The sequence below is a fragment of the Dolichospermum sp. UHCC 0352 genome, assembly GCF_009711925.1.
In the GTDB taxonomy this organism is placed as follows: domain Bacteria; phylum Cyanobacteriota; class Cyanobacteriia; order Cyanobacteriales; family Nostocaceae; genus Dolichospermum; species Dolichospermum lemmermannii.
This window is the reverse complement of sequence record NZ_VIKY01000238.1, coordinates 1-422: the sequence shown is the minus strand read 5'-3', so window position 1 is coordinate 422 and position 422 is coordinate 1. Positions and strand designations below refer to the sequence as shown.

The following is a 422-nucleotide window of genomic DNA, read 5'->3' as shown; positions in this document are numbered from 1 at the left end:
GAACGGTTTTGTTCGTACCAATGGAAGCGTTGAGCCAGTTGATAATTGTACTGATACCGTAGCATATCTAATGTTTTATCAATCTTTTCGGCTTGTTCTTTCGTTGGTTGCAAACGGTATTGATAAGATGTTCTCATGTTTTTTGTTTCCTTTCGACCTGTTTATAGCATAACATAAAGGATAGCCATTTGCCACCTCTTTATGAAAAATAAAAGATTAAGTCTGAGAATCAGCGAAAGAAGGATGCGAGTATTGCAAACTTACGCCGCAGTCAAAGATAAAACTATTACGTCCTTAGTCGAAGATTGGATAGATTCTCTCAAAGCGGAAAATGTTCATTCGTCATTGACCAACGATCTTGATTGAACTACGTTCAATTTCGCCCGTTGGGCAATTCCTCACTCGCGCGTATTGTATTCATC

2 protein-coding genes are annotated in these 422 nt (G+C 38.6%); one reads left to right on the top strand and one right to left on the bottom strand.

The window, feature by feature from the left end; all coding sequences use genetic code 11:
• The coding region (locus FJR06_RS17455) for a helix-turn-helix domain-containing protein (RefSeq protein WP_168651907.1) at nt 1–137 on the bottom strand (137 nt) is incomplete at its 3' end.
• A 64-nt stretch (nt 138–201) separates the two neighbouring features.
• Here FJR06_RS17455 and FJR06_RS17450 point away from each other — a divergent pair.
• On the top strand, nt 202–366 hold the full coding sequence (locus tag FJR06_RS17450; RefSeq protein WP_168651906.1) for a hypothetical protein: 165 nt from the start codon (nt 202–204) through the stop codon (nt 364–366).
• The last annotated feature ends 56 nt before the right edge of the window (nt 367–422 follow it).